17 protein-coding genes, 3 tRNA genes and 2 other annotated features (1 of these 22 only partly in view) are annotated in these 18,329 nt (G+C 46.0%); of the genes, 13 read left to right on the top strand and 7 right to left on the bottom strand.

What is annotated here, in order from left to right:
• Window positions 1-36 (bottom strand) — a sequence feature (mutual gap in cmsearch alignment for this rRNA model is longer than 100); it reaches 2,577 nt to the left of the window's first position.
• Window positions 1-890: a sequence feature (16S ribosomal RNA rRNA prediction is too short), on the bottom strand. Its footprint overlaps the feature before it by 36 nt.
• 695 nt (window positions 891-1,585) lie before the next feature.
• Window positions 1,586-2,404, bottom strand: coding sequence for a CDP-diacylglycerol--serine O-phosphatidyltransferase (gene pssA, locus EYR25_RS11610; protein ID WP_023267908.1), 819 nt, complete (start codon window positions 2,402-2,404; stop codon window positions 1,586-1,588).
• 91 nt (window positions 2,405-2,495) lie between these two features.
• Between pssA and EYR25_RS11605 the strand changes: the two genes are divergently transcribed.
• Window positions 2,496-2,960, top strand: coding sequence for a DUF4124 domain-containing protein (locus tag EYR25_RS11605; RefSeq protein ID WP_133180228.1), 465 nt, complete (start codon window positions 2,496-2,498; stop codon window positions 2,958-2,960).
• Between the two features lie 182 nt (window positions 2,961-3,142).
• Here the strand turns inward: EYR25_RS11605 and clpB are convergent, their stop codons facing one another.
• From clpB to rluD, 3 genes are all read right to left on the bottom strand, one after another.
• On the bottom strand, window positions 3,143-5,716 hold the full coding sequence (gene clpB, locus EYR25_RS11600) for an ATP-dependent chaperone ClpB (protein ID WP_023267910.1): 2,574 nt from the start codon (window positions 5,714-5,716) through the stop codon (window positions 3,143-3,145).
• A 117-nt stretch (window positions 5,717-5,833) separates the two neighbouring features.
• Complete coding sequence (gene pgeF / locus EYR25_RS11595; protein WP_133180226.1) at window positions 5,834-6,622, bottom strand: peptidoglycan editing factor PgeF; 789 nt, start codon at window positions 6,620-6,622, stop codon at window positions 5,834-5,836.
• 3 nt (window positions 6,623-6,625) lie between these two features.
• A complete protein-coding gene (gene rluD / locus EYR25_RS11590; protein WP_011623739.1) occupies window positions 6,626-7,597 on the bottom strand; it encodes a 23S rRNA pseudouridine(1911/1915/1917) synthase RluD in 972 nt (323 codons plus the stop codon).
• A 122-nt stretch (window positions 7,598-7,719) separates the two neighbouring features.
• Between rluD and EYR25_RS11585 the strand changes: the two genes are divergently transcribed.
• The 5 genes from EYR25_RS11585 to EYR25_RS11565 all read left to right on the top strand — a co-directional run bounded on the left by EYR25_RS11585 (window position 7,720) and on the right by EYR25_RS11565 (window position 10,839).
• Window positions 7,720-8,481 carry an outer membrane protein assembly factor BamD gene (locus EYR25_RS11585; RefSeq protein WP_039978513.1) on the top strand — a complete coding sequence of 254 codons (762 nt, stop codon included), beginning with the start codon at window positions 7,720-7,722 and terminating at the stop codon, window positions 8,479-8,481.
• Window positions 8,482-8,701: 220 nt separating this feature from the next.
• Window positions 8,702-8,777 (top strand) — tRNA-Phe (locus EYR25_RS11580).
• Between the two features lie 55 nt (window positions 8,778-8,832).
• A tRNA-Leu gene (locus tag EYR25_RS11575) sits at window positions 8,833-8,919 on the top strand.
• Between the two features lie 44 nt (window positions 8,920-8,963).
• Window positions 8,964-9,050 (top strand) — tRNA-Leu (locus tag EYR25_RS11570).
• 163 nt (window positions 9,051-9,213) lie between these two features.
• The gene (locus EYR25_RS11565; RefSeq protein WP_133180223.1) at window positions 9,214-10,839 is read left to right on the top strand and encodes a methyl-accepting chemotaxis protein; all 1,626 of its coding nucleotides are present in this window, start codon (window positions 9,214-9,216) and stop codon (window positions 10,837-10,839) included.
• 340 nt (window positions 10,840-11,179) lie between these two features.
• Here EYR25_RS11565 and EYR25_RS11560 read toward each other — a convergent pair whose 3' ends face one another.
• On the bottom strand, window positions 11,180-11,893 hold the full coding sequence (locus tag EYR25_RS11560; RefSeq protein WP_133180220.1) for a pseudouridine synthase: 714 nt from the start codon (window positions 11,891-11,893) through the stop codon (window positions 11,180-11,182).
• Between the two features lie 14 nt (window positions 11,894-11,907).
• A complete protein-coding gene (locus tag EYR25_RS11555) occupies window positions 11,908-12,528 on the bottom strand; it encodes a helix-turn-helix transcriptional regulator (RefSeq protein WP_133180218.1) in 621 nt (206 codons plus the stop codon).
• 146 nt (window positions 12,529-12,674) lie between these two features.
• Between EYR25_RS11555 and EYR25_RS11550 the strand changes: the two genes are divergently transcribed.
• From EYR25_RS11550 to EYR25_RS11540, 3 genes are all read left to right on the top strand, one after another.
• Window positions 12,675-13,289 (top strand): NADPH-dependent FMN reductase, encoded by a 615-nt coding sequence (locus EYR25_RS11550; protein ID WP_133180216.1) that lies wholly within the window; start codon window positions 12,675-12,677, stop codon window positions 13,287-13,289.
• 50 nt (window positions 13,290-13,339) lie between these two features.
• Window positions 13,340-13,756: a VOC family protein gene (locus EYR25_RS11545; RefSeq protein WP_086904221.1), complete on the top strand. Its 417-nt coding sequence runs from the start codon at window positions 13,340-13,342 to the stop codon at window positions 13,754-13,756.
• Window positions 13,757-13,900: 144 nt separating this feature from the next.
• Complete coding sequence (locus tag EYR25_RS11540; protein ID WP_023267918.1) at window positions 13,901-14,371, top strand: YcxB family protein; 471 nt, start codon at window positions 13,901-13,903, stop codon at window positions 14,369-14,371.
• Window positions 14,372-14,451: 80 nt separating this feature from the next.
• Here EYR25_RS11540 and EYR25_RS11535 read toward each other — a convergent pair whose 3' ends face one another.
• A complete protein-coding gene (locus tag EYR25_RS11535; protein WP_011718002.1) occupies window positions 14,452-15,021 on the bottom strand; it encodes an acetate uptake transporter in 570 nt (189 codons plus the stop codon).
• A 725-nt stretch (window positions 15,022-15,746) separates the two neighbouring features.
• On the opposite strand from EYR25_RS11535, the gene EYR25_RS11530 reads away from it, so the two are divergent.
• The 4 genes from EYR25_RS11530 to EYR25_RS11515 all read left to right on the top strand — a co-directional run bounded on the left by EYR25_RS11530 (window position 15,747) and on the right by EYR25_RS11515 (window position 18,326).
• Window positions 15,747-15,983 carry a hypothetical protein gene (locus EYR25_RS11530; protein ID WP_011718003.1) on the top strand — a complete coding sequence of 79 codons (237 nt, stop codon included), beginning with the start codon at window positions 15,747-15,749 and terminating at the stop codon, window positions 15,981-15,983.
• A gap of 347 nt (window positions 15,984-16,330) precedes the next feature.
• Complete coding sequence (locus EYR25_RS11525) at window positions 16,331-17,194, top strand: MipA/OmpV family protein (RefSeq protein ID WP_088210405.1); 864 nt, start codon at window positions 16,331-16,333, stop codon at window positions 17,192-17,194.
• Window positions 17,195-17,220: 26 nt separating this feature from the next.
• Window positions 17,221-17,613: a DUF3019 domain-containing protein gene (locus EYR25_RS11520; protein ID WP_165953568.1), complete on the top strand. Its 393-nt coding sequence runs from the start codon at window positions 17,221-17,223 to the stop codon at window positions 17,611-17,613.
• Window positions 17,613-18,326, top strand: a complete 714-nt coding sequence (locus EYR25_RS11515; protein ID WP_011718006.1) for a winged helix-turn-helix domain-containing protein — start codon at window positions 17,613-17,615, stop codon at window positions 18,324-18,326. The genes EYR25_RS11520 and EYR25_RS11515 overlap by 1 nt, the downstream gene beginning before the upstream one ends.
• Window positions 18,327-18,329: the final 3 nt, after the last annotated feature.

Below are 18,329 nucleotides of genomic sequence, written 5' to 3'. Positions count from 1 at the left end.
CTCCCCAGGCGGTCTACTTAATGCGTTAGCTTGAGAGCCCAGTGTTCAAGACACCAAACTCCGAGTAGACATCGTTTACGGCGTGGACTACCAGGGTATCTAATCCTGTTTGCTCCCCACGCTTTCGTGCCTGAGCGTCAGTCTTTGTCCAGGGGGCCGCCTTCGCCACCGGTATTCCTCCAGATCTCTACGCATTTCACCGCTACACCTGGAATTCTACCCCCCTCTACAAGACTCTAGTTTGCCAGTTCGAAATGCAATTCCCAGGTTGAGCCCGGGGCTTTCACATCTCGCTTAACAAACCGCCTGCGCACGCTTTACGCCCAGTAATTCCGATTAACGCTTGNACCCTCCGTATTACCGCGGCTGCTGGCACGGAGTTAGCCGGTCCTTCTTCTGTAGGTAACGTCACAGCTGCAAGGTATTAACTTACAACCTTTCCTCCCTACTGAAAGTGCTTTACAACCCGAAGGCCTTCTTCACACACGCGGCATGGCTGCATCAGGGTTTCCCCCATTGTGCAATATTCCCCACTGCTGCCTCCCGTAGGAGTCTGGGCCGTGTCTCAGTCCCAGTGTGGCTGATCATCCTCTCAGAACAGCTAGGGATCGTCGCCTTGGTGAGCCATTACCTCACCAACTAGCTAATCCCACCTAGGTTCATCCAATCGCGGAAGGCCAAAAGGTCCCCTCCTTTCCCCCGTAGGGCGTATGCGGTATTAGCAGTCGTTTCCAACTGTTATCCCCCTCGACTGGGCAGATCCCTAGGCATTACTCACCCGTCCGCCGCTCGCCACCTCATGAGTAAACTCACTTGTGCTGCCGCTCGACTTGCATGTGTTAGGCCTGCCGCCAGCGTTCAATCTGAGCCATGATCAAACTCTTCAATTAAAAGTTTTTTGTTTCCGAAGAAACGACTCAATGAATTCTGAATCGACTTAACTTAATAAGTCGTTGTACATATTGCTATGAACACTCATTCATTGATTTAATTCTTTGATTACTCGCCAAACGGCAAAGTAATTTCGATTAACTCAACACCTGTGAGTGTCCACACAGATTTCTTGTTTAGATTGTTAAAGAGCATTTGACCTCGGCTTTCGCGTTACCGCTCAGCGGGTCAGGGCTGCGTATGCTACGCATTTCCCATTTTGCGTCAAGTAGTTTTTGCAACTTTCTTGCTGCTTTCGAATCGAGTGTACATTTTGCATTCGATTCGTACTTTAACCGCATCCGCTTTCGCTGTCTGCCGTGTCAGTGGATGCGCATTATAGGCAGCAGAACTTTTTGTGCAAGGGCTTTTTTAACAAATCACGTCAAGTGAGCAAATAACCAGCAAAGCGGCAGATATCGGATAAATATGCTGCAATCTTTGTCACTCGGGTTGATAAGTTTGGCATATGCAGCATGGATGTGCAGGAAATTCTATAGGCTGAATAGCCTTAAGAAAGGAGGCTTTAAAACTTTTACATATATAGATGTATATATGTCGGATGAAGAAAACGGTTCAAGGGTAACGAATGGCAACTCTTGAACCGAAGAACCAACTCATGGAATAAAAGCTTGTGAATGTAATAACTGTCGGCCTAAGGATTATCCGCAGAATTTGTCGAACTCTTGGTGCCCTCTCCCGCGTCCAGCTCCTTTTCATGCTCTCCATCGCCAACAATGTGTGCCACTTTTAGTTTTCTCACGGTACGAATAGTGATCACTGGCCCCGAGATGGCGTAGAGGTAAAAACCAATACAGAGAATTAATGCTGGTTGCACCGAAACCACCACAAACACGCCAACCACAAATAAGATAGCAATAAAATTCACTTTGCCGCGCCAGTCAATTTCCTTAAATGAGTGATAACGGAAATTACTCACCATTAATAATCCCGTGGTGGCCGTAATCAATCCGGCTATCCAACTGATATCCTTACCATCAAGGTTATATTGATTGCCAAGCCAAATGCTACCTGCAATGACGGCCGCTGCCGCAGGACTCGCTAAACCTTGAAAATAACGCTTATCTGCCACGCCGACTTGAGTATTAAAACGAGCAAGTCTTAGTGCTGCGCCAGCACAATATATAAATGCCGCGAGCCAACCGACCTTGCCTAAATCCGCAAGCGCCCAATTATAGGCGAGTAACGCAGGCGCCATACCAAAGGACACCATGTCTGCCATACTGTCATACTCGGCACCAAAGTCACTTTGCGTATTCGTTAACCTTGCCACTCTGCCGTCTAAGCCATCGCAAATCATGGCCACAAAAATCGCAATCGCAGCCGCTTCAAAGTTGGCATTCATAGAGGCAATCACAGCATAGAAACCGGAAAACAAGCCTGCGGTGGTGAATAAATTCGGCAGTAAATAGATACCTTTATTCTTTACTGTTTGATTCGAAGAATTTTGCATACACTTATAAAGCTATGAACTGAAATGGAAGTAGGCTTCAAGATAGCATATTTTACTCTCATGTCGATGATGCCCCTTAGGGATGATTTTTATGTTAAAAAAAGAAACGTTTAGCGCCATGCTTCTACGTATTGCATGCTTAATGCTGCTCACTCAACCCGTATTGGCAGGCGTGATTTACACTTGGGTCGATGAGAATGGTGTCACCCATTACAGTCAGCAGCCACCGGGGCAGGACCACCCCAAAACGCAGCAACTTTATAGCGAAGATATCGAGCCAGGTAAGGTTGGCTATATCGCTCCCGTTAAAAATGAAGAGCCTCCTAAAATGTCCGAGTCCGAAAAATCGGCGGCGCTAATTAAAGCGCAAGACACTAAGCAAGCCGAAGCGATTTGTGAAAACGCAAAACATAATTTAGATGTGCTAACGACTCATACTAAACTCACCCGCCAAGCAGAAGGTAATAAAGAACCTGTCGCGATGACAGAAGAAGAACGCCAAACGGCAATTAGCGAGAATCAGCAGCGGATAAAACTGTTTTGCGATAAGAAATAGCGCCTAGCATTTGTCATTGGTTGGACTGAAACCTTGATAATAACGCCACGCTATCGCTTGTCACTCTTTTAGGGTTATCGAACAATATATCTGTAGCATATAGATATAAAAAAACCGAAGTATTGGACTTCGGTTTTTTATTTAGGTTAAGCAGCATTTAGCACGTTAACCATCCGCGTAAATTATTGCTCGAATACCAACTCACCATCGGCGCAACTAACCTTGATAGGTTTGCCGGGCAGTAAATCGCCACGCAGTAGTTTTTGCGCTAATGGGTTTTCCATCTCCTGCTGCAAGGCACGTTTCAGCGGTCTTGCGCCATAAACTGGGTCGAAACCAATTTCGGCGATTAACGATAATGCCTCGTCGGTGATCTCCAGCGTATAGTCTTTCTCTGCCAAACGCTTACGCAATGAAGCAATTTGGATAGAAGCAATATGCTTGATATTTTCCGCATCCAAGGGATGGAATACCACAGACTCGTCGATCCGGTTTAAAAACTCGGGTCTAAAGCTATGGGTTACCACATTCATCACCGCGCTCTTCATTTCGCTGTAACTTAGGTGACCAAATCCTTCTTGGATAATGTCAGAGCCTAAGTTTGAGGTCATGATGATCACCGTATTTCTAAAGTCGACGGTACGACCTTGACCATCGGTTAAGCGGCCATCATCCAGCACCTGCAGCAAAATGTTGAACACGTCTGGGTGAGCCTTTTCCACCTCATCGAGCAAAATCACCGAATAAGGCTTACGACGCACCGCTTCAGTTAAGTAACCGCCCTCTTCATAGCCGACATAGCCTGGAGGCGCCCCAACTAAACGGGAAACTGCGTGTTTCTCCATAAATTCAGACATGTCGATGCGCACTAAGGCCGATTCCGTATCGAAGAGGAACTTAGCCAGTGACTTACACAGCTCAGTTTTACCCACACCGGTTGGTCCTAAGAACAGGAACGAACCAATAGGACGATTCGGGTCGGCAAGCCCTGCGCGGCTACGGCGAATAGCATTGGCGACCGCATCCACAGCTTCGTTTTGGCCAATCACTCGCTCATGCAGTGCCACTTCCATTTGCAGCAGCTTTTCACGCTCGCCTTCAAGCATCTTAGAAACCGGAATACCCGTTGCCTTTGAGAGCACTTCGGCGATTTCTAAGTCAGTGACTTTATTGCGTAGCAGTGTCATGTCCTGCATTTCGGCTTGCGATGCTAAGTCCAGTTGCTTTTCAAGCTCTGGAATACGGCCATATTGCAGCTCGGACATACGGGTCAGATCGCCCGCGCGGCGTGCCACTTCTAAATCCATCCGCGCTTGTTCAAGGTCAGCTTTAATATGCTGAGTCCCTGCTAGCGCTGCTTTTTCGGTACGCCATATTTCGTTAAGCTCCGACGCCTTAGCCTCAACCTCATGCAACTCGACGCGTAAATGGTCGAGTCGACGGCGGCTCGCCTCATCGTTTTCTTTGGCTAATGCCTGCTCTTCCAGTTTCAACTGGATAGCACGACGCTCCAATCTGTCGAGGGATTCAGGCTTAGAATCCATCTGCATACGGATGCTCGATGCCGCCTCGTCAATCAAGTCGATCGCTTTATCGGGTAATTTACGGTCCGACACATAACGGTGCGACATAGTCGCCGCCGCGACAATCGCCGGGTCGGTAATCTCCACATGGTGATGCAGCTCGTAACGCTCCTTCAGACCACGCAAAATCGCGATGGTATCTTCAACGCTAGGCTCATCCACTAATACTTTTTGGAAGCGGCGCTCAAGGGCGGCATCCTTTTCAATATATTGACGATATTCGTCGAGAGTAGTCGCGCCCACACAGTGAAGATCGCCACGGGCCAACGCAGGCTTTAACATATTGCCCGCATCCATGGCGCCATCACCTTTACCCGCGCCCACCATAGTGTGCAGCTCGTCGATAAAGAGGATCACTTGGCCTTCTTCCTGCGCCAGCTCGTTAAGCACTGCTTTTAAACGCTCTTCAAACTCGCCACGATATTTAGCGCCCGCAATCAGTGCGCCCATGTCTAAGGATAAAACGCGTTTATTTTTAATCCCTTCAGGCACTTCACCGTTCACAATTCGCTGTGCGAGGCCTTCAACAATCGCGGTTTTACCCACGCCTGGTTCACCAATCAGCACAGGGTTGTTTTTACTACGACGTTGCAACACTTGAATGGTGCGGCGGATTTCATCGTCACGGCCAATCACAGGGTCGAGTTTGCCCTGCTCGGCACGCTCGGTGAGATCAACGGTAAATTTTTTAAGCGCTTGGCGTTGGTCTTCCGCGTTAGGATCATCCACATTTTGACCACCGCGCACTTGCTCAATGGTTTGCTCGAGCAGCTCTTTGGTGGCGCCGGATTTCTTTAAGCATTGTGCTAAGGCATCGCTGCCTTCGAGTGCCGCTAAGACAAACAACTCACTGGAGATATATTTATCTTTGCGCTTTTGCGCCAACTTGTCGCACAGGTTTAATAGGCGAATTAAACCTTGGGATAATTGCACATCGCCGCCAGTCCCTTCAACTTGGGGAAGACGCTCAAGCTCTTGGCTCAAGAGCGAGCGCAGCGCACTCACCCGAATGCCTGCTTGGGTTAATAAAGGATGGATAGAACCAGAATCCTGGTTGAGCAGCGCCATCATCAAATGTAACGGTTCGATAAACTGATGATCACGCCCGAGCGCGAGCGACTGGGCATCTGAGATGGCAAGCTGAAATTTATTGGTCATACGATCGAGTCGCATACAGCCTCCTAAAACTCACAAATGAGGTATAACATTTTGTTAGTTAAAAGATGGGGGCTATTTAACCGATTTCAAGCAAGACGGCGGGAAATTAATACAATTTGTAGGGGAATAAACCTAAGACTTAAGCCAGATCAATGACGCCATGCGGCCAGTAATTTTATCGCGGCGATAAGAAAAATAATCAGGGCTAGAGACGGTGCAAATATCGGCGCTGTAAACCTGAGTAATGCCAAGTTGCTTTAAGCGTAATTTGGCTAATCCGATAATATCGGCGAGGTATTTGTCCGGCTTAGTTGCCTGATATTGAGCAACAAAACAGTTTGCGGCGTTAGGATCTGTTGCAATAAAGGCTGCGCGCACCTCGGCGCCAACCTCAAAAGTCGTAGGCCCAATGGCTGGCCCTAAATAGGCAATCAGCTCACTCGGCTCAGAGGCAAATTTTGCCACACTCGCCTCAATCACCCCATCACAGAGTCCGCGCCAGCCAGCATGGGCAGCGGCGACCTCTGTACCTTGCTGGTTGCACAGAAGTACTGGCAAACAGTCGGCGGTCATCACCACACAAACCCGCCCAGCGAGATTGCTATAACTGGCATCGGCCACCAAAGGTGGCGTATCTTGCGCGGCTACACTCTCTGATTGAGCTTCTTGGGCAAGATTGATTGGGGCGATATCGGCTAAATCAACCACCTGAGTGCCATGAACTTGCTCCAACCACACAGGCTCAGTCGCAAGCCCTAGCAGTTTTGCCAAAATGCCACGATTAGCCAATACCTGCTGCGGCGCATCCCCCACATGCAGCCCTAAGTTCAAGCTGTCGTAAGGCGCGAGACTCACACCGCCGTGGCGGTCAGTCATCGCAATTGCCACATTATCCGGTACAGGCCAATCGTGAAGCAGCATAGCTTAGTACTCGACAGGGTGTTCTAAGGTATCTTGACGCAGCGCTTTGGTCAGAATCACCATGTCTTCTGGGATAGGCGCGGTCCAGCTCATGATTTCGCAGGTAACAGGATGCGCTAACTCCAGACGCACCGCATGCAGTGCTTGGCGTTTAAAGTTTTTCAGGATCTCAAAAAACTCAGGGCTTGCTGCTTTAGGTGGTTTTGGACGGCCGCCATAAACAGGATCGCCCACCAACACATGGCCAATGTATGCCATATGCACGCGAATTTGGTGAGTACGGCCCGATTCTAAACGCAATCTTAAACGGGTGTGATTACGGAATTTTTCCGCCACACGGTAATGGGTCACGGCGGGTTTACCCGAATGATGCACCGCCATATGGGTACGTTTTGTCGGATGACGACCAATAGGCTCATCGACTGTGCCGCCCGCCGTCATAGTACCGAGGACAATCGCCTCATACTCACGGGTGATTTCACGGGCTTGCAACGCAGCAACCAAATGGGTTTGGGCTTCAACCGTTTTGGCTACCACCATCAAACCTGTGGTGTCTTTATCCAAACGATGCACAATACCCGCACGTGGCACGTGCTCAATATTAGGGCAGTGATGCAGCAGGGCGTTCATCAAAGTGCCATCGGCATTGCCCGCACCGGGGTGAACCACTAAGCCCGCTTGTTTATTGATCACTAAAATATCGTCGTCTTCATAGACAATATCCAGCTCAATGGCTTGTGCGGCCGCATGCACTTCCTCTTCAAGCGTGGCATTAATTTCAATGCGCTGCAGCTCGAATACCTTTTCGCGCGGCTTGTTTACCATCACGCCATCAACATAGACTGCATCAGATAGGATCCATTCCTTGATGCGCGTGCGCGAGTAATCTGGGAACAACTCAGCCAGTGCTTGATCCAATCTCAGGCCAGTTTGTGTTGCCGAAATCTCGCTTTTTAGATTAATCTCTTGTGTCATAGGAACCGTATCCCCATTTTGGGGTCAAAAAATGTGTGCTATCTGTTACAATCGAATGCTTTCTATTTTATCGTGAAATGGAAAAATTCTTAACTACAACTTATAAAGAATTGAATTCAAGTATGTATAAATTCTCCAAAGGCTTAACCTTAGTCCTATTTTCGCTAGCGTTATCAGCCTGTAGCAGCAGTCCTGAAGATAACGATATTGCCGCCAAAACCTCACCTGATGTGCTCTATTCTCAGGCAAGAACCTCCATGGAACTTGGCAATTACTCTAAAGCCGTCCGTTCATTGGAAGCGTTAGACTCACGCTTTCCCTTCGGACCACATAAAACTCAGGTTCAGTTAGATCTGATTTATGCCTATTACAAAATGGACGATGTTGCCTCTGGCATTGCCAACATTGACAGATTCATCCGTTTAAACCCAACTCATCCTAATATCGACTATGTCTACTATATGCGTGGACTCGTCAATATGCAGGCGGACAGCTATCTGTTCCACGATATGTTGAATATCGACAGAACCGACCGCGATCCTAAAAATGCCCAAGATGCCTTTAAGGATTTTGATCGTTTAATCAAAACCTATCCCAACAGCAAATATGCTGCTGATGCGCAAAAACGCATGTTGTCGCTGAAAAACCGTCTAGCAAAATATTCCATTCAAGTTGCTGAGTATTATATCAAAATGAACGCTTGGAGTGCTGCGGCCGTCCGTGCTCAATCTGTGTTGGAAACATATCCCGGCACTCCTTCAACGGAACGTGCACTGGAGATTATGGCAGAAGCTTATGGCGAGTTAGGTCAGAACCAACTGAAGCAAAACGTGCTCATGGTAATGCAAGCTAACTTCCCAAACAACGAAATCTTATCGAACTAAGCGTAAATGCCCCTTTATAAGGGGCATTTTTTTTATCTTAAGTTCACCGTTTGATGCCCCTTCCCTTTTAGGTTCTGCAGCGCGCCAAGTTCCTTTTCATATGGGCAAGAGTCAATAAATACGCTATTCGTGTAAAACTTATCCAACCGCACTACTTTTTGCATTATTTCGTAAAAATCAGTTGACTCAAAAGCCGAAAAGCCTTTAAATTGCGCCCGTCGCCCGAATAGCTCAGTCGGTAGAGCAGAGGATTGAAAATCCTCGTGTCCCTGGTTCGATTCCGGGTTCGGGCACCATCTTTAAATTGGTTGCCTTAGCGACCAGTATTAAAGAATCGCAATAAAGTACAGTGCAGGTGTGGTGGAATTGGTAGACACGCTAGCTTCAGGTGCTAGTGCCCTTGCGGGCGTGGAGGTTCAAGTCCTCTCACCTGTACCAAATTGCGATTCAAATTAACATTCGACACAATGTCGGATACCAATGCAGATGTGGTGGAATTGGTAGACACGCTAGCTTCAGGTGCTAGTGCCCTTGCGGGCGTGGAGGTTCAAGTCCTCTCATCTGTACCAACATTTAAACCTCGCTTAGCGAGGTTTTTTTGTATCTGGAATTTAATTTTCTTAAACAACCTACCTCTTTAAGCATCTTTGCTATAACTATTCATACAGACTCATCATAAGGATAGCTCGAGCTCTGCCTTAAGGACTCCCTTGGTACACTGAGGAAATCCATATGAATGGTCTTCAAATAAAGCAAAAGATGTTCATCGGCATACTTGTGCCACTTATGATGCTGCTCGTTATTGGTTTTATCGCCATCAATATGATGGGAAAAATCGAATACGGCGTCGAACGTATCTATAACGACAGAGTTGTTCCTTTAGATGATCTTAAAGTCATTGCAGATAAATACGCTGTCGATGTGATTGATGCAATTAATAAGGCTAATGCGGGAGGCTTTACCGCTTCACAGGCAATCACAGCCCTTCAAAGTGCAAAATCCACAGTTAATCAACGCTGGCAGAAATATCTCGCGACCGATCTCACTAAGGAAGAATCGCAACTCGCCAACCAAGCCGAGTTTTTATTTACGCCAGCTAATGAGCAAATTGATCAGTTAGTTACGTTTTTAAAAGGAGTGAATGGTGGGACAGCCCATCAACTCAATGACAAAATATTGCCTCTTTACCAAGCAATAGATCCGATCAGTGGCAAAGTATCAGAACTTATCGATCTACAAATCACCATTGCCGGCCATGAAAAAGAAGCTGCAAACGAAATCTATCGCTCCTCAATTGCTATCTTTGCCACCCTTGCAGGCTTGGCAATGCTTATCAGTATAGTAATTGGGCTCTGGGTCAATCGCAGTGTGATGAATCCAATCAATGATATTGTTCGTAATCTTAAAACAATTCGTGAAGACTCAGATCTGACCGTTAAGTTTCGCACTTTTAATAATGATGAACTTGGGCTTATTTCATCAAGCCTAACTCAAGTTATCGAGCATTTGCGGGGCATTTTGCACTCAATTGCTGAAGCCGCAAATACAGTGAATAGCTCAGCCACTGAACTCAACAGTTTTACTCAAGAAACCAATAAGCGCATGCAGCAACAGCAGGCCGAAACGGAACAAACTGCCACTGCAATGAATGAGATGACTGCAACTGTTGCAGAAGTGGCTCAAAGCACTTCTGCCGCAGCCGATTCAGCCAGAGATGCCGATACCTATGCGGCAAATGGTAACCGTATTGTTATGGACTCAATTAGCAGTATGTCGCAGCTTTCTGAACAAATTCAAAAAACAGCTCAAGTGATAGGTTTCTTATCCAATGAAAGTCAAAACATTGGCCGGGTATTAGATGTGATCAAAAGTATTGCCGAGCAAACCAATCTACTGGCATTAAATGCGGCGATTGAAGCCGCCCGCGCGGGAGAGCAAGGTCGTGGCTTTGCCGTTGTTGCCGACGAAGTCAGGACATTAGCGCAGCGCACCCAAAAATCGACCCAAGAAATCGAAGCGATGATCGCCACCTTGCAACAAGGTGTAAAAGAAGCGGTGAATGCAATGGAAGTGGGTATTAATCAAGTTGATGATGCTAACAATAAAGCCAATCAAGCTGGGCAAGCCTTAAAAGAAATTGTGACTTCCGTGGATAACATTGCTGAACTCAACACTCATATAGCAACCGCGGCCGAAGAGCAAAGCAGTGTAGCCGAGAGCATCAACCGCAGCATTATCGCCATTAGCGATATTGCGGATTACTCTACGCGCTCGGCCCTTGAGCTAAGTGACTCTGTACTCAATTTAACCAAATTGGCTAACAGTATGCGAAATCAAGTAAGTGCATTTAAGCTTTAGTCCAAACAACGGCATGCAACTCTGCATGCCGTTTAAATCCAGTCAAATTAACGTGGGACTGTCGAGATTTCAGGATTAATGTCACAGTAATAAGGCGGGTGTTTATCCAAGTGCACAGTTAGTCACAACATAAATAGGCTATGACGCAGTAGTAAACTCAGCCAAATGCTGCCCGAAGGGTTCGTCTGGCAAGCCCTAATGATTTGATTTGAGTAGAGTGACATCATTTTTCGTTTCGCGAGTATCAGCTTGCCTAAACGAACAACATTGAATCTCTAAACGTCAGCGCAACATCATGAGTAAAGAATATAATAATCCGATTAAGTCATTTGACTTACAATCATCTCTGCCAAATGGACGCCACCTCCTGCGCTGTTAACATACGACTCTCGCCCGGCTTTAAGCCATCACCCAAGCTAATCTCACCGATAGAAAGCCGATGTAATCCCACAACAGGATTACGGAAACGACCAAACATCCGCTTGATTTGATGATACTTTCCTTCCCTTAGCGTGACTTCAGCAATATGAGTGTCGAGGATAGTCAGCTTTGCTGGCTGCGTGGTGATATCTTCAAAGCCAAAATACATCCCCTGCGCGAATGCCGCGATATACTCCTCGTTCAAAGGATTCGCTAGGGTCACCCGATACACTTTATCCACTTTTTGATTAGGCGACATGAGCGCCTCGGACCAACGGCTATCATTGGTTAGCAGCAATAAACCCGAGGAGTTTAAATCTAATCGCCCAGCAATATGCAGCTCATGGCGAGCATCACCGTCGAGTAAATCAATCACTGTTCGATGCTCTGTGTCTTTGGTGGCACTCACAACGCCAACAGGCTTGTGCAGCATTAGATAAACGGGCTTATTGGCCTGTAAGACTTGCCCATCAAATACAATATGGGAAAATTCATCCACCAGCAGATCGAGCGCTTTTGCAGGTGCGCCATCCACATACACTCGATCCGCCAGCAAGAGTTCTCGCACGGCTTTACGATGAATTTGCAGCTTAACGGCAAGATATCTGTCGAGACGACCACGTTTTGATTGCATAACCCCACCCAACGTTAAGATAAAGGCGCAATGCGATAGGCGCAGCGACGGGCACCGTCGATGATATGCTCTTCACGGCTCACAGTGGCGATATCGGCAAATAATTGCTGGAACTGTTGCAGTTCGGAGCGGCAAAAGTTTTGGCACTTAGTTGCTGCGCTGCAAATTGGGCAGTGATTCTCAAGCAACCAGAACACTCCATCGGCTTGTTCCTGCGTCGCCATATAGCCTTCGAGGGTACGCAGTTCCACCAGTTTCGTTAAACGACTGGCTATATCCGTCATGCCTTGCATAGCGCTGCGATACTGCTGCATAGCGGTTTGCTCCCTATGCTCAATCAGTTTATCCAAACCTTGATCACCAAATATCATTTTAACGGAATCAATCAATTGCAAACTAAGCTCACTGTGACGATCGGCAAAGTGAGTCCGACTCTGCTCCGTTAATCCCCAATATCGGGTTGGGCGTCCACGGCCTTCGACTCTATCTTCAATATCGACATCACCGGCATCCTCTAAGGCCTGCAAATGCTGCCGAACCCCCATAGTGGTCAGGGCCAGTTCTTCCGCTAGGGTCTTTGCCGTTAAAGGACCATGCAGCTTGAGTAATTGAATAATCTTATCAGTGGTTTTCATATGCGCTCTCCGCTCTTCGTCTCGGATTATCCCTCAATCGCCCACCTTTTAACAGAATAAATAAAGTTTTTTATTTATTTTATCCTTTACAAGATTAAATAAAGTAATTACCTTATAAATAATTTATAAACAAATAGGTTTACATAATGAACTTACTCATCATCAGCACCAGCCAAAGAGCTCACTCACAAAGCGCTAAAGTCGCGAGATACATAGCCGAAACCAGTTTTTTATCACCCCATAGTGTTGGTTACGACGCAATCCATCACTTAGAGCTTTGCCAGTTCAATCTGCCATTTTGGGACGGTGAAGAAGACAACAAGGGCGAACATTGGCCTGAGATTGAACAAAGGGTGGATGCTGCGGATGCCCTGGTTTTGATCACACCCGAATGGGGTGGGATGGCATCGCCACTGCTTAAAAACTTCCTGTTGATGTGTAGCCGTCAGGAAACCGCCCATAAGCCGGTGTTGTTGATTTCAGTTTGCAGTGGCATTAGCGGTGCTTACCCCATTGTGGAAGTCAAAGTGAATGCACTCAAAAACAATAAATTAGTGCCGATTCCCGACCATTTGATCATCCGTAATGTCGAGCATGTACTTAACGCTACACCCCAAGGAACGCGGGATATCGACCTCAGGGAAAGAGTGCAATACAGCCTGTTTATGTTGCACCAATACGCCCAAGCCTTAGCACCGATACGCCAACGCCATGTTCATCAACCCTACCCCAAGCAGCAGGAATACTGCTACGGTATGTAAGCAGCTTGGATGTTTATCACTCTGACTAAAATCATTACAAGGAACGCATTATGATCCATTTAGAACATATCAACCTAGTCGTTGACGACATCCCCAAAGCACTCACTTTTTATCAAGCCGCCTTCCCCCATTGGCGTGTCCGTGGCGGAGATAAAGGGACTTGGTACGGCAAGCCTCGCAATTGGATCCACTTTGGCGATGATTATCAGTACATTGCCTTTAGCGATAACGGTGAAGGCGAAAACCGCGACTTAACGGGCCATCAAATTGGTTTAGCCCATTTTGCCTTTGTGGTGAGTGATTTAGATGCCGTGATTGCCAGACTAACCCAAGCTGGTTTTCCGATAGCCAAAGATGGCATGGAAGATCCTTTCCGGCGCAATATTTACTTCTTCGATGCCCATGGCTTTGAAGTCGAGTTTGTGGAATATCTCAGCGATCTGCCCAACGAACGCAATCGTTATTAAGCGCTAATCCTAAGGCGGCGGGATACATAAATTCAGTATTCCTCGCCTTATCCACTCCTTAGAACCACCCCTAAAAATCGTTACATTGACAGGCTAAATCGCTAAACTAACGCACAATCAGGCTTTCCAATATTAGATAACTCGATGACAACACCTTATTGTTATTCCACTACTTATATCTTAGATAAAGCGCATTTTGACGAGTGTTATACCCAGTCAGTTAAACCCGATCCCACGCTCAAACCTTACTATAAGGCCATGGGGTTTGGACTCATTGGTATTGCACTGATTTTTGCGGATGTCAGCCTCTATCTGGCCTATTTCTTTGTCGGGCTCGGGGTGATTGAAGCGTTAAATGTGAAATACAACAAAGCCTGGTGGTTGATGCGGCAGATGATGAGTAAGGCCGCCAATAATGAAGTCACGCTTATCGTGGATGAACAAGGGATTAGCACCCAATCACAATATGTTAAAAGCCAAATCCTTTGGACGGATATTTACCGTATTGTGCCAACGGAAAAGGGGTTTCTGATCACCCATAAAACCGGCACCAGTTATCTGTCGAATCGCAGTTTAGATGAGGCCTGTTGCGCGTTTATTAAGGCAAAAATCTAACCTAACCGCACAGGCTTTCAAAAACAATAAGGCTGAATCATTCAGCCTTATTGTTAAATACTCAACATCAATAATGACGCTTAAGCCTTTGCTTTTAACTCACCAATCGGCAAAATCGTGCGGCCATATTCATTGTTAAGCACTTGCGCCATGGCAAAGTAAATCGCACTCGCGCCACAGATAATCCCTTCAAAACCCGCAATAGTGCCAATCAAGGCGCTGCCAGTGAAATCTCTTGCCGCCAACAGGAAGAACAAAATCGTGAGCGAGGCAAACACAAACTGTTTCGCTCTCGGGTAGCGTAGCGAACCGACGAACATAAAAGCAGTAAAGATCCCCCACAGGGTTAAATACCATCCCATAAAGTGGGTTGGGCTCGCCGCAATTCCGGCATTAGGCATTAAAATCAGTCCGACTAAGGTTAGCCAAAATAAGCCGTAAGAAGTAAATGCGGTTGTCCCAAAGGTATCACCTCGCATAAAACACATAATACCGACAATGATTTGGCCTAGCCCGCCATAGAAAATGCCCATAGCTAAGATCATTGCATCAATCGGAAAATAGCCCGCATTGTGAATGTTCAGCAGGATAGTCGTCATACCAAAGCCCATTAAGCCTAATGGAGCAGGATTCGCCAGTTTTGTCGACACAGGAAGTCCCCAAAATAAATACGTTAATATGAATATCTAGAAACAGGCTAGATACTTATCGTTTTATAAAAAGCGGCGAATTTTAGATAACAACCAACCTGAGTACAACCAAAACGTTAATATCATTCAAAAAAGAAATATATACTATACAAATCAAAATCTTAACAAAAATAAATAATAACAAAACATGATGTTCAAAAATTAACCTTATAAGATTCAAATAGCTACAAAATAACAATATAAAAAGTGCTGTAAATCAGATTTAGCGCGGAATTTTGCTAAGGTTCAAACTTCCGATTTCTTCAACTAAAAAAGCTGTTATTCGTTATAGGGTTAAAGCCTTAAAAATATTAACTTCATCCAATAATTCTAGCAAAGTTGATATAAGTCTAACTTTAGACAAATTCATAACATTTACAGGCTTTAGACGATGAAACTAAAGATCTTTTAGAGAGTCTTAATGAAAGAAGTAGCAGGATAACTTAAATGCAATACTGTGCAGATCCCTCTGCCTTGACAAGGCGGGCGATCACATCAGCATTCAACGTCCAGAAAGCCGAAGATAAAACCGCCAAGTATTGCTGACAAAAATAACTCACCAAATTAGCGAAAAATTATTTATATCTAAAAAATAATAGCAGTGATAGATTGCTATCTGTTGACACAGCGGCATGATGGGAAACCAGTTAGGCTGTTGTTAACTATCAATAACTAAAGGAAATAAAATGAAAACCTTATCAGCTGTTATCACACTGTCGGCACTAATGAGTTTCGCAACCTTTGCCGATGAATCGACACTTCCTCCTGCCCCAGCAAATGATATCGCCCAACTGACTGAAGTGTGCCAACAAATGGCCTCGGAAGATCAGGTCGAAAATGCCGAGCTTAAACAATATGTGCTCGACTGCGTGAATGACCAACTGACAGAAATGGGTTATCAAACCGTCAAAGAGCTTAACTGATCGATTTTTTACTTCCTTTAGCCTATGGCTCCATGGGGTTTTAGCTCACACTATCTATGCCATTCAAATCTTGAATGGCATTTTTATCCGTCACAACAAAGTCATTAACCACAAACACCTAAAGCCACAACACATAAAACACAAAAATCAAACTCCGTTAAAAGTGTTAAGCAACGGCATTTAAAATTTTTATTTTGTCTTTCAACTGATTGCGTAATCTACATATCAGCTATTTATATGATATCTGTATCATTTTGCATCCCTAAAGGTGAAAGCACTGTGGAATTAAGCATAAAATGCTAATCTGTTGCCCATTATCGACAGACATTAAACCCGAACGCAAAATCATGTATCGAATTCTATTTATCTTACTCGCCGCACTTAGCCTGCCTTCAATAGGAATGGCGAAGGAGCCGTGCGTCACTAAAGATGAATGTATTGAAATGCGTAACTGGGATTTAGGGGTGGCGATCGGCTGGGGACAGAAGACCAATCCATTGCGAGATTTTGATGATATCCCAGTCTTCTTTATTCCCACCGTAGCTTACTATGGTGAGCATTGGTTTTTTGATAATGGCAACTTGGGCTACAGTTTAACCGAGCAGAAGTACTTCAGCTTAAACTTAGTGACCAGTTATAGCTTAGATAGGGCCTACTTTTACCGTTGGGATCCGTCCAATATCTTCCTAAAACGCAGTTCACAGGAAGAAGCCAGACTGCTCTCAACCAATACCGCCCTGAGCAGTGAGCCAGACCCCGTATTTAACTCCTTAGAATCGCGCAACTTTACCATGCTCGGCGGCGCTGAAGCCTTTATTTATAGCCCGTTAGGTGTAGTGAGGTTAGCCTATACCCATGATATGTTTAATGTGCACCAAGGGTCTGAAGCGCAAATCAAATGGACCTATGGCTGGCATTTAACGCGCTGGGTGATGGATATGTCACTCGTATTCGATTGGAAGAGTACCAATGTGGTCGATTATTACTATGGTGTTCGCCCGAGTGAAAATGATTATTGGAGCCAACATTACCATGCCGATGCAGGTTGGAATAAAGGGATAGAAATGACAGCCCGTTATATCTTAACTGATAACTGGGACATGCTTTTTGCGTTCCGCTACACACAACTTGCAGACGAAATTGCCGCCAGCCCCTTGCTCGATCAAGACTATAGCAGCACATATTTTATTGGCGCGGCGTATAGGTTCTGACACTAGTGACTCCTCTTCATATCAGGATGCTGTGCGTGTTAGGCCTAAGCGTTAGCTTGATGGGGCCCAGTCATACACTTGCAGCATCGAATGAAGAGTCAACCTTAAAACTCACCCCCGAAATCTGTATCACTGGGGATGAAAGCCAAGCCTGTGAGATCCGCGTAGAGCTACAGTGGCAACTCGCCAACGACGAGCTAGTCTGTATCTTGTCCGATAATAACGCCTATCCTAAATGGTGTAGCGAATCACTGGAACAGCATGCAATAACGTTGAATGTCAGTACGTTAAACGATATTCAATTTATCTTAGTGAGTAAGGACACCAATCAAACACTGGCTGGAGCCAAATTAAAAATTACGTCAACCTCGCAGCCTCAGGTGCGCAGACGTTACCGTAACCCTTGGAGTTTATTTTAATGACGAATCCACAATCACCCCACAGAGTGTTATTGGTTGAAGACGATGTCCGTCTTGCGAATTTAATCGTAGATTATTTGAAATCACACGGTATGCACGTTGAAGTCGAGCGCCGCGGTGACACAGTCTTAACCCGCTTAATCAACTACAAGCCCGATATCATACTGCTAGACATTATGTTGCCAGGTCTAGATGGCCTTAGCCTGTGTGAAAAGCTGCCCGATTACTTTGCCGGCCCTATCCTGCTGATGAGTGCCCTAGGGTCGAGCGAAGATCAGATCAAAGGCTTAGAACTCGGTGCCGACGACTATGTGGTGAAACCCGTCGACCCCGCGCTGCTGGTTGCTCGTATCAACAACCTATTACGTCGCCAAAACCAACCGCCGCAGGCCGAATCCCACTGCTTGACCTTTGGTAAGCTGAGTATCGATCCCCATACTCATGCTATCCGCCTCGACAATAAAGAAGTCGACCTCACCAGCCATGAGTTTGAACTCCTCTGGTTACTGGCCTCGCAGGCGGGACAAGTGCTGAGCCGTCAGTACATCTATCAATTACTGCTTAACATAGATTTTGATGGTAAAGACAGAAAGATAGATGTGCGCATTTCAAGGCTGCGTAAAAAGCTCAACGACAATATTGAGACCCCTTTCAGAATTAAAACCGTCTGGGGACAGGGCTACCTCTTCGCCCCCGAGGCTTGGAACAACTAAGAG

Origin of the sequence: Shewanella decolorationis, from assembly GCF_004354305.1 — a bacterium.
GTDB classification, from domain to species: Bacteria; Pseudomonadota; Gammaproteobacteria; order Enterobacterales; family Shewanellaceae; genus Shewanella; species Shewanella decolorationis.
Note: the sequence above shows the minus strand (reverse complement) of the source record. Positions and strands in the feature narration are given on the sequence as shown.

Coding starts and splice junctions, on each gene's coding strand:
- EYR25_RS11605 (WP_133180228.1), top strand. CDS start 2,496: ATGTTAAAAAAAGAAACGTTTAGCGCCATGCTTCTACGTATTGCATGC.
- EYR25_RS11515 (WP_011718006.1), top strand. CDS start 17,613: ATGACGAATCCACAATCACCCCACAGAGTGTTATTGGTTGAAGACGAT.
- EYR25_RS11550 (WP_133180216.1), top strand. CDS start 12,675: ATGAACTTACTCATCATCAGCACCAGCCAAAGAGCTCACTCACAAAGC.
- EYR25_RS11560 (WP_133180220.1), bottom strand. CDS start 11,893: ATGCAATCAAAACGTGGTCGTCTCGACAGATATCTTGCCGTTAAGCTG.
- EYR25_RS11525 (WP_088210405.1), top strand. CDS start 16,331: ATGTATCGAATTCTATTTATCTTACTCGCCGCACTTAGCCTGCCTTCA.
- pgeF (WP_133180226.1), bottom strand. CDS start 6,622: ATGCTGCTTCACGATTGGCCTGTACCGGATAATGTGGCAATTGCGATG.
- EYR25_RS11545 (WP_086904221.1), top strand. CDS start 13,340: ATGATCCATTTAGAACATATCAACCTAGTCGTTGACGACATCCCCAAA.
- EYR25_RS11530 (WP_011718003.1), top strand. CDS start 15,747: ATGAAAACCTTATCAGCTGTTATCACACTGTCGGCACTAATGAGTTTC.
- EYR25_RS11585 (WP_039978513.1), top strand. CDS start 7,720: ATGTATAAATTCTCCAAAGGCTTAACCTTAGTCCTATTTTCGCTAGCG.
- pssA (WP_023267908.1), bottom strand. CDS start 2,404: ATGCAAAATTCTTCGAATCAAACAGTAAAGAATAAAGGTATCTATTTA.
- rluD (WP_011623739.1), bottom strand. CDS start 7,597: ATGACACAAGAGATTAATCTAAAAAGCGAGATTTCGGCAACACAAACT.
- EYR25_RS11565 (WP_133180223.1), top strand. CDS start 9,214: ATGAATGGTCTTCAAATAAAGCAAAAGATGTTCATCGGCATACTTGTG.
- EYR25_RS11540 (WP_023267918.1), top strand. CDS start 13,901: ATGACAACACCTTATTGTTATTCCACTACTTATATCTTAGATAAAGCG.
- EYR25_RS11555 (WP_133180218.1), bottom strand. CDS start 12,528: ATGAAAACCACTGATAAGATTATTCAATTACTCAAGCTGCATGGTCCT.
- clpB (WP_023267910.1), bottom strand. CDS start 5,716: ATGCGACTCGATCGTATGACCAATAAATTTCAGCTTGCCATCTCAGAT.
- EYR25_RS11520 (WP_165953568.1), top strand. CDS start 17,221: ATGCTGTGCGTGTTAGGCCTAAGCGTTAGCTTGATGGGGCCCAGTCAT.